This window comes from Rhodoferax sp., from assembly GCF_018063565.1.
Lineage (GTDB): Bacteria > Pseudomonadota > Gammaproteobacteria > Burkholderiales > Burkholderiaceae_C > Rhodoferax.
Window position 1 is genome coordinate 35,122 of sequence record NZ_JAGPBB010000028.1, and the last position, 7,070, is coordinate 42,191.

The following is a 7,070-nucleotide window of genomic DNA, read 5'->3' on the forward strand; positions in this document are numbered from 1 at the left end:
AAAACGAGGTCAACTCATTGTAGGGGGGGCACCTGGGTCGCCTCGGGCGACACCACCTCGCGATGACGACTGAGTGTCTTGACCAGCAACCCGTCGCGCTGCAATATCGAACGCTCCTGCACCACGGCCAAGCCAAGCCGCAGTTGGCCGGTGACGCTAAAGAAGCGCGAAGCGACGCCGTGCTCATTGGCATCAAAATGGATGCCGGGATCGCCAAGGAGACGCCCGGCATCCATCAGCGTTTCAAAGTGGCGGGTCGCGCGTGCCTGTGCCATGCGCTGCGCCTGCGCCATGTCAAGACCCGCCACGCTGGCCAGCAGAACCTCGGGCGGCGCGGTGTTGAGATTCACCACCGATCGCTCCGGCAACAAGGTCACATAGGGCTCCAGCGCCTGCAACGTGGCCTCAGTCAATCCCAGCCAGCGCAGTTCTGGCACCGCGTGGGGCAGCAAGGGTCGGTGATCAGCCACCTGACCTGCAGGCATCGGCTGGCTGGCACGCAACAGGGCCTGCGCCATCTGGGCGAGCTCCGCCTCGGGCAGCTTGAGGTGATCAAACAGACGCGTCCATGCGGCCAGCGTTGGCTCATGCAGCTTGCCAGCATCCAGCAGATTGGTGACATTCAGACGCGCCTGCATATCCTCCATGACGCCTGACAAAAAAACCTCTTCCTCGCCTGCGAGTCCGTCCGTGACCAACGACTGCCCGCCTTCCGCCGCCAAGAAAGTGGCCAAGCGTGCCGGGGCCAATGGCACCGCCCAAGGCTCGGCCAGGTAATCAGCGCCGCCACGGCGTGCATCCTCGCGCAGGATCAGGCGCGCCCAATCGAGCGCGCCCACCAGAATCCAGGCGGCCTGCACCCGGCCCCGTTGCGCTGTCTCCACCTCCACCCCGCGCCATTGCTGCCACAACATGGCCGAGGCCAGGGTCGCCACCAACACCACGGTCAACATGGCGGTCAGGATGGCCGCGCCACACTGGCGTGTGGCCGCACAGCGGCGCGCCGGGACCACTTTACGCCTCATTTGCCGCCGCCCAGCAAAGGCTGAGACCAATCCCGGGTCAGCGTACCGCTGATGCCTGACCCCTCAGGCAGTTGCAACACCAATCGCACCCCGTCAGGCAGCGTGACACTGGCGCCCAAAGCGCTGCCGCCCACGCTGGACAAGGGGTTGCTCCAGGCATTTTCACGAAAGTAGAACACCTGCCACCCCTCCAGCGCGATGGTGCGCACCTCGCGCAGCCGGTCTTCGTCGCTGGGGGTTTGCGCCCAGAGTGCGGCTTTTTGCCAGGCCAGATCGAGGGTGGATCGGTCCTGCAAGGCGGGCGACTGCCAGCGCAGCCACTGGCCCTGGCCCGCTTCGCTGCGCCTGGCCCAGGCCACCACGTGCAGGCCCTCGGCCGCAGCCACGCTGCTGCGACGCAGAATCCGCAACACCCGCCCATCCCAATCCAGTCCGGGCTGACCCGGCTGTGACGTCATCGCTTCCATGTCGGCTGCCCACTGCGCCAGCGTGGCCTGCAAGGTCAGCACCGCATCAGAGCGCTGCTGCAACTGCGTCTGGGTGCGACTGATGCCGTCCAGTCCACGCCAGCTCAGCACCGTCATCAGCGCCATCAAGGCGATCGCCACCAGCAGCTCGATCAGGGTAAAGCCGCCAGATCCCAGTCGCTTTGGGTGACCCAACATCTCAGTACCGTCCCACGACCGTGGTCAATCGCCAGATCGGCAAGGTGTCATCCAGCACTTGCGCATCCACGCGCCGAAAATTCGGGTTGGGTGTAGGGCGCACCACCAAGTCCACACGCAAGCGGCGCCCGCCCTGCTCACAGGTCAGGCTGGTATCGCCCACGCCGGGCATCTGGCGCGCCAGACGAATCTTGACCAGCTCGTTTTCGGCGCACAACTGGGCCAGCAGCATGTCACTCTGCCGATTGGCGTGGCGTGTCAGTGCCGAGCTGGCCTGCAACCCGGCCGTCAGGGCAATCGCCACAATCCCCAGTGCGACCAATACTTCAACCAGGGTGAACCCTGCTGACCGACGCGCACCCTCAACACCGCTCATGGCTGGCCCTGCACCGCAAAAGGCCGTACACCATCGGTCGCCAGCAGAACCTGACGCTGCGGTTCACTGGCTGAAAACAGGGTGACCGCTTGAGGCGCGATGATCGGATCCGGGCCCAGGAGCAGTGCCTGGCCGACTTCTGCCTTGCGGCCCGGCGGACGCGTGGAGGCCGGCAAAGGCCCCATCACGCTGGCTCGGGTATCGGCATCCAGCCACGGCGTGATCGGTGCTGCTTCAGCCGCTGGCCCGTTGGCACCTGAGAACGCAAAACCCGCCGCAGTGGGTTGCCAGCGCAGCGGCACTCCGAGCGCCTGTGATTGTGCCCGTGCCGCTTCCATCAGCGCCCCCAGACGCAACGCCTCACGTTCGAGCCGGTCCTGCGTACCATCACGCAGCGCCAGCCCCACACCTGTCGACGCCAGACCCACAATGGCCAGCACCACCAGCAACTCCAGCAGTGTGAAGCCAGCCGCGTCCCCACCGGCCGGTGGACGGATGCTCGGATCAGGGTTGCCAGCTGCCAATATCAGCATTCTTGCCTTCACCACCCGACTGGCCGTCGGCACCGTAGGACATCACATCCACGTCGCCTTTGATCCCGGGGTTAAGGTAAACATAGGCCTGCCCCCAAGGGTCTTTGGGCAACTGATCGAGGTAGGTTTTCCAGTTGGTCGGGACCGGCGGGCTGGTCGGCTTGGTCAGCAGCGCCTGCAAACCCTGTTCGGCCGTCGGATAACGCTGGTTGTCGAGCCGGTAGAGTTTGAGCGCCTGCATCAGGTTGGTGACATCTGTTTTGGCTGCGGTCACCCGCGCGTCATCGGCACGGTCCAGCACATTGGGTACCACCAGCGCGGCCAGCACACCGATGATCAGCAACACCACCATCAGCTCAATCAAAGTAAAGCCCCGGCTGAAGCGGCGAGCGATGTCAAACGGGAGGGGTGAACGGATTGAAGTGGTCATGGCCTGTGGCAATGGTGAATCGAAGGGTGATGCGATGATAATCGTGCCCATGCTGCGCCACCCCGAGCCAACCCCTGCCAACCCCTGGTTGATACGTTTGCTGACACTTTTGTTGGCCGCACTGGCCGCTGCCAGCGCGACATACTGGGTGCTGAAGTGGCCCGGGCGCGACATGGCGCAACCGTCAGCACCGCTAATGACGGACACCCCTCCCACAGACCCGGAGGCCGTGGCCAGGCTGCTGGGTGCGCGGCCCGGGCAAGCGCCATCCGCGACCAGCGCGGTGGTTCCGCAAAGCAATCTGAAACTGCTGGGCGTGATCGCGCAGGGTGGCGCCGGTTCCCGTGGCAGTGCCTTGATTGCCATCGAAGGCGCCACGGCCAAACCCTATCGCGTCGGGCAAGCCATCGTGGACGGGTTGGTCTTGCATTCAGTCAAGGCGCGCAGCGCCTACCTGGCCCCTGATCTGCAAAGCGCGGCCACGGTGAAACTGGAGCTGCCTCCACTGGTGAAGCTGCCATGATCGACCTGTACAGTGCCGCGACACCAAACGGCCACAAAGTCTCCATCACCCTGGAAGAGCTTGGCCTGCCCTATCACCTGATCGTGCTGGACCTCGGCCTGGGAGAGCAGAAACGTCCTGAGTTCCTGGCCATTAACCCCAACGGACGCATTCCAGCATTGGTGGACCGGGAGGCGGATGATTTTGCGGTGTTTGAATCGGGTGCCTGCCTGATGTATCTGGCCGAAAAAACCGGCCAGCTCATGCCGCGCGATGCCAAAGGGCGCTCACGGGTAGTGCAGTGGCTGATGTTCCAGATGGGTGGCATCGGCCCCATGATGGGCCAGGCCAACGTGTTCTACCGATATTTTCCAGAAAAGATACCCAGCGTGATCGACCGTTACCAGGGTGAAAGCAAGCGACTGTTTCGGGTACTGGACACCCATTTGAAACAGCATGAGTTTCTGGCAGGTGACTACTCGATCGCCGACATTGCGAACTGGGCCTGGGTGCGCACGCACCGCTGGTCGGGCGTTGACTTGGACGATCTGCCCCATCTGCAGCGCTGGTGCGACCAGATACGCGCCCGACCTGCCGTGCAACGTGGCATCAACAACCCGCCGTCAGTCCGGGATACCCAGCGGGACGACCCGCAACAGATCAAGCAGTTTGTCGAAAACGCCCGCAAAATGCTCGAAACAGGCCAATCCACCCGCTCAGGAGTTTGATTGTGAAGCTCTACGTTGCCCAAGGTGCACCCAACCCGCGCCGCGTGACCATGTTCCTGGTCGAAAAAAACATCACAAACATCGAACTGGTGAACATCGACCTCAATACGCTGGAACACAAAGGTGAGATTTACCGTGCCAAGAGCCCGTTGGCCAAAGTGCCAGCGCTGGAACTTGACGACGGGCGGGTGCTGACCGAAACCCGTGCCATCTGCACCTACCTTGAGGGTCTCTATCCTGGACCCAACCTGATGGGCAGCAACTTTGAGGAGCGCGCCTTCATCGAGATGGCCGACCGACGGGTGGAGTGGTCGCTGTTTTTGGGGATTGCCAACAGCGTGCGTCACACTCACCCTGGCCTGGCAGTGCTGGAGCAGCCACAGTTTGCCAGTTTTGGGCAGTCGCAGGCGCAAAAGGTGCTGGAGGCTGCGCAGTGGTTTGACCAACTGCTGGGCCACCAGCCCTGGATGGCGGGCGAGCGATTCACTGTGGCCGACATCACCGCGTTTTGCGCCATCGAGTTTGCCAAACTGATGAAGTTCAAACCCGCCGCTCACGGTTTGCCGGCGCTTCAGGCGTGGCGCGACAAGGTCGCTGAGCGGCCCAGCGCCAAGGCACGCTAAAAGGCCGCGGCGTCGCGCGCTTTACAAAAGTTTTGCACGGCCTTCGTGGGCACGAGCCAGACATTTCATTTGACTGATTTATCATGGGTCATGAACCTCACACGCCGCCTCTCTGTTACGGCCAGTAGCTTTGCTGCGCTGGCCTGTCTGGCCCTTGCGGGCTGCTCCAAACCGGCAGATGCGCCGGCCAACCCAGCCTCGGGGGCGACACCCGGTGCCAGCGCGCCCGCCAAAGCCGCTTCAGGGTCCTCACCTCCGGTGTCGATCACCACGGTCAAAGCCAAAAAGCGCGACCTCGCCGTCAACCTGAAGGCAACCGGAACAGTCGTGCCACTGACTGTGGTGGACGTCAAGGCGCAGGTCACCAGCACGGTGCGCCAGGTGCACTTCAAGGAAGGCCAGTTTGTCAAAGCCGGGCAACTGCTGTTTACGTTGGATGCACGCACCGAAGAAGCCAACCTGGCCCGCGCGCAGGCGCAGCTGGCCAAAGACAAGGTCAGCCTGGCCGATGCCAAACGGCAGCTTGATCGCGCCCGGCAATTGCTGGCGCAGAACTTTGTGTCGCAGGTGGCCGTCGATACGGCTCAAACCCAGGTGGAATCCTGGGGCGCGACGCTGGTGGCCGACGAGGCAGCGGTGTCCGCCAGCAAGGTGGCACTTTCGTATGCACGCATCAGCGCGCCGCATGCCGGGCGTGCCGGGGCGGTGGCGGTTTTTGCCGGCAGTGCGGTGCTGGCCAACCAGACCACACTGGTGACAGTGACGCAGCTAGACCCGATTGGCGTTGCCTTTAGCGTGCCGCAGCGCGATATTGCCAGCGCGCTTGCTGCCCTCAAGGACGGTGGTGCCCAAGTCTCGGCAACCTTGGCCGACGGTGGTGGCAGTTTCAAAGGGCGCCTGCAATTCATGGACAACGCGGTCGATACCAGCTCGGGCACGGTCAAGGCCAAGGCGGTGTTTGCCAACCCCGACGCCAAACTGTGGCCGGGCGCGTTTGTGGAAGTGGCGCAAACCGTCAACACACTCAAGGACGTGGTGGTGGTACCGCAGCCAGCGGTGATCCAGAGCATTCGCGGACCTATCGTTTATGTGATTGCCGATGGCGTGGCCACACTGCGACCCGTCAAACTGCTGCACGCTGATGGCGGCGATGCCGCCATCAGCGGCGTGAAGCCCGGCGAGGAATTGGCGCTGGACGGTCGGCAAAACCTGCGCCCCAATGCTGCCGTGGTGGTGCGCCCGCCAGCCAGCGCGGCCTCGGGCGCCGGCAAAGGCATGGGCAAAGGTGCCGGCATGGGAGGCGGTGGCGGTGCTGCACCGCCTGCAGATGCCAGTGCACAGGCCGCTGAAGCGCCGGCGTCTGCCATGGGCAAGAAGTCGAGCCAGCCATGAATTTGTCCGAACTGTTTATCCGCCGTCCGGTGATGACGGTGCTGCTGAACCTGGCCATTGTGATGGCCGGCGTGATTGGTTTTCGAAGCATCCCGATTGCGGCGCTGCCCAGTTACGACACGCCGGTGATCAGTGTCAGCGCGAGTCTGCCCGGTGCCAGCCCGGAAACCATGGCCACCTCGGTGGCGTTGCCTCTGGAGAAACAGTTCCAGACGGTGCCCGGCCTGCAAACCATCAGCTCCACCAGCACCCTGGGAAACACCTCGCTGACGCTTGAATTTGAAGAAGGCCGCAACATTGACGCGGCCTCGGTAGATGTTCAGGCTGCGCTGTTGCGCGCCCAGCGTGCCTTGCCTGACGACATGACCAGCCCGCCGTCGTACCGCAAGGTCAACCCGGCTGATGCGCCGGTGCTGCTGATTTCGCTGCGCTCGCCCTCCATCGCGCCAGCCGATTTGCAGGACTATGCCGAGCATTTGATTTCACCCACCCTCTCGACCATCAGCGGCGTGGCACAGATCAACATCTTTGGCGCCAAACGCTATGCCGTGCGGGTGCGGGTGCAGCCCGACGCACTGGCGGCGCGTAACATGGGCCTGGACGAGGTGGCCGCCGCCCTGCGCGCCGCCAACGTCAACACACCAGTCGGCACGCTCGAAGGCCCCAAACAAACGCTGGTGCTGCAAGCCAACAAGCAGCTGAAAAATGCCGCCGAATTTGGCGACCTGATCGTCAGTGTGCGTGGCGGCAACCCAGTGCGCCTGAAAGACGTGGCGCGCGTGGAAGACAGCCTGGA

At 63.5% G+C, this 7,070-nt stretch carries 10 protein-coding genes; 5 read left to right on the forward strand and 5 right to left on the reverse strand.

Annotated features, from left to right (window positions below; translation table 11 throughout):
• Positions 1 to 14 precede the first annotated feature (14 nt).
• From gspK to gspG, 5 genes are read right to left on the reverse strand one after another with little or no spacing between them, the layout of a single operon-like run.
• Positions 15 to 1,025 (reverse strand): type II secretion system minor pseudopilin GspK, encoded by a 1,011-nt coding sequence (gene gspK, locus KBF66_RS08675; RefSeq protein ID WP_296655166.1) that lies wholly within the window; start codon positions 1,023 to 1,025, stop codon positions 15 to 17.
• The gene (locus KBF66_RS08680; RefSeq protein WP_296655169.1) at positions 1,022 to 1,690 is read right to left on the reverse strand and encodes a prepilin-type N-terminal cleavage/methylation domain-containing protein; all 669 of its coding nucleotides are present in this window, start codon (positions 1,688 to 1,690) and stop codon (positions 1,022 to 1,024) included. Before KBF66_RS08680 ends, gspK begins: the two co-directional genes overlap by 4 nt.
• Before the next feature lies 1 nt (position 1,691).
• The gene (gspI, locus tag KBF66_RS08685; RefSeq protein ID WP_296655172.1) at positions 1,692 to 2,066 is read right to left on the reverse strand and encodes a type II secretion system minor pseudopilin GspI; all 375 of its coding nucleotides are present in this window, start codon (positions 2,064 to 2,066) and stop codon (positions 1,692 to 1,694) included.
• Positions 2,063 to 2,599, reverse strand: coding sequence for a prepilin-type N-terminal cleavage/methylation domain-containing protein (locus KBF66_RS08690; protein ID WP_296655174.1), 537 nt, complete (start codon positions 2,597 to 2,599; stop codon positions 2,063 to 2,065). The genes gspI and KBF66_RS08690 overlap by 4 nt, the downstream gene beginning before the upstream one ends.
• Positions 2,571 to 3,029, reverse strand: a complete 459-nt coding sequence (gene gspG / locus KBF66_RS08695) for a type II secretion system major pseudopilin GspG (protein WP_296655176.1) — start codon at positions 3,027 to 3,029, stop codon at positions 2,571 to 2,573. The genes KBF66_RS08690 and gspG overlap by 29 nt, the downstream gene beginning before the upstream one ends.
• A gap of 34 nt (positions 3,030 to 3,063) precedes the next feature.
• Here gspG and KBF66_RS08700 point away from each other — a divergent pair, with 34 nt between their 5' ends.
• From KBF66_RS08700 to KBF66_RS08720, 5 genes are all read left to right on the forward strand, one after another.
• Positions 3,064 to 3,552, forward strand: a complete 489-nt coding sequence (locus KBF66_RS08700; protein WP_296655178.1) for a type II secretion system protein N — start codon at positions 3,064 to 3,066, stop codon at positions 3,550 to 3,552.
• Positions 3,549 to 4,259, forward strand: coding sequence for a glutathione S-transferase N-terminal domain-containing protein (locus KBF66_RS08705; protein ID WP_296655179.1), 711 nt, complete (start codon positions 3,549 to 3,551; stop codon positions 4,257 to 4,259). The genes KBF66_RS08700 and KBF66_RS08705 overlap by 4 nt, the downstream gene beginning before the upstream one ends.
• A 2-nt stretch (positions 4,260 to 4,261) precedes the next feature.
• Entirely contained in the window at positions 4,262 to 4,882 is a 621-nt protein-coding gene (locus KBF66_RS08710) for a glutathione S-transferase family protein (protein ID WP_296655182.1), read from the forward strand.
• Positions 4,883 to 4,972: 90 nt separating this feature from the next.
• The gene (locus KBF66_RS08715) at positions 4,973 to 6,274 is read left to right on the forward strand and encodes an efflux RND transporter periplasmic adaptor subunit (protein WP_296655184.1); all 1,302 of its coding nucleotides are present in this window, start codon (positions 4,973 to 4,975) and stop codon (positions 6,272 to 6,274) included.
• Positions 6,271 to 7,070 (forward strand): efflux RND transporter permease subunit (locus KBF66_RS08720; RefSeq protein ID WP_296655186.1); only part of this gene is annotated, 800 nt, incomplete at its 3' end. The genes KBF66_RS08715 and KBF66_RS08720, both read left to right, overlap by 4 nt.

Coding starts and splice junctions, on each gene's coding strand:
- KBF66_RS08680 (WP_296655169.1), bottom strand. CDS start 1,690: ATGTTGGGTCACCCAAAGCGACTGGGATCTGGCGGCTTTACCCTGATC.
- gspG (WP_296655176.1), bottom strand. CDS start 3,029: ATGACCACTTCAATCCGTTCACCCCTCCCGTTTGACATCGCTCGCCGC.
- gspK (WP_296655166.1), bottom strand. CDS start 1,025: ATGAGGCGTAAAGTGGTCCCGGCGCGCCGCTGTGCGGCCACACGCCAG.
- gspI (WP_296655172.1), bottom strand. CDS start 2,066: ATGAGCGGTGTTGAGGGTGCGCGTCGGTCAGCAGGGTTCACCCTGGTT.
- KBF66_RS08705 (WP_296655179.1), top strand. CDS start 3,549: ATGATCGACCTGTACAGTGCCGCGACACCAAACGGCCACAAAGTCTCC.
- KBF66_RS08690 (WP_296655174.1), bottom strand. CDS start 2,599: ATGCTGATATTGGCAGCTGGCAACCCTGATCCGAGCATCCGTCCACCG.
- KBF66_RS08715 (WP_296655184.1), top strand. CDS start 4,973: ATGAACCTCACACGCCGCCTCTCTGTTACGGCCAGTAGCTTTGCTGCG.
- KBF66_RS08700 (WP_296655178.1), top strand. CDS start 3,064: ATGATAATCGTGCCCATGCTGCGCCACCCCGAGCCAACCCCTGCCAAC.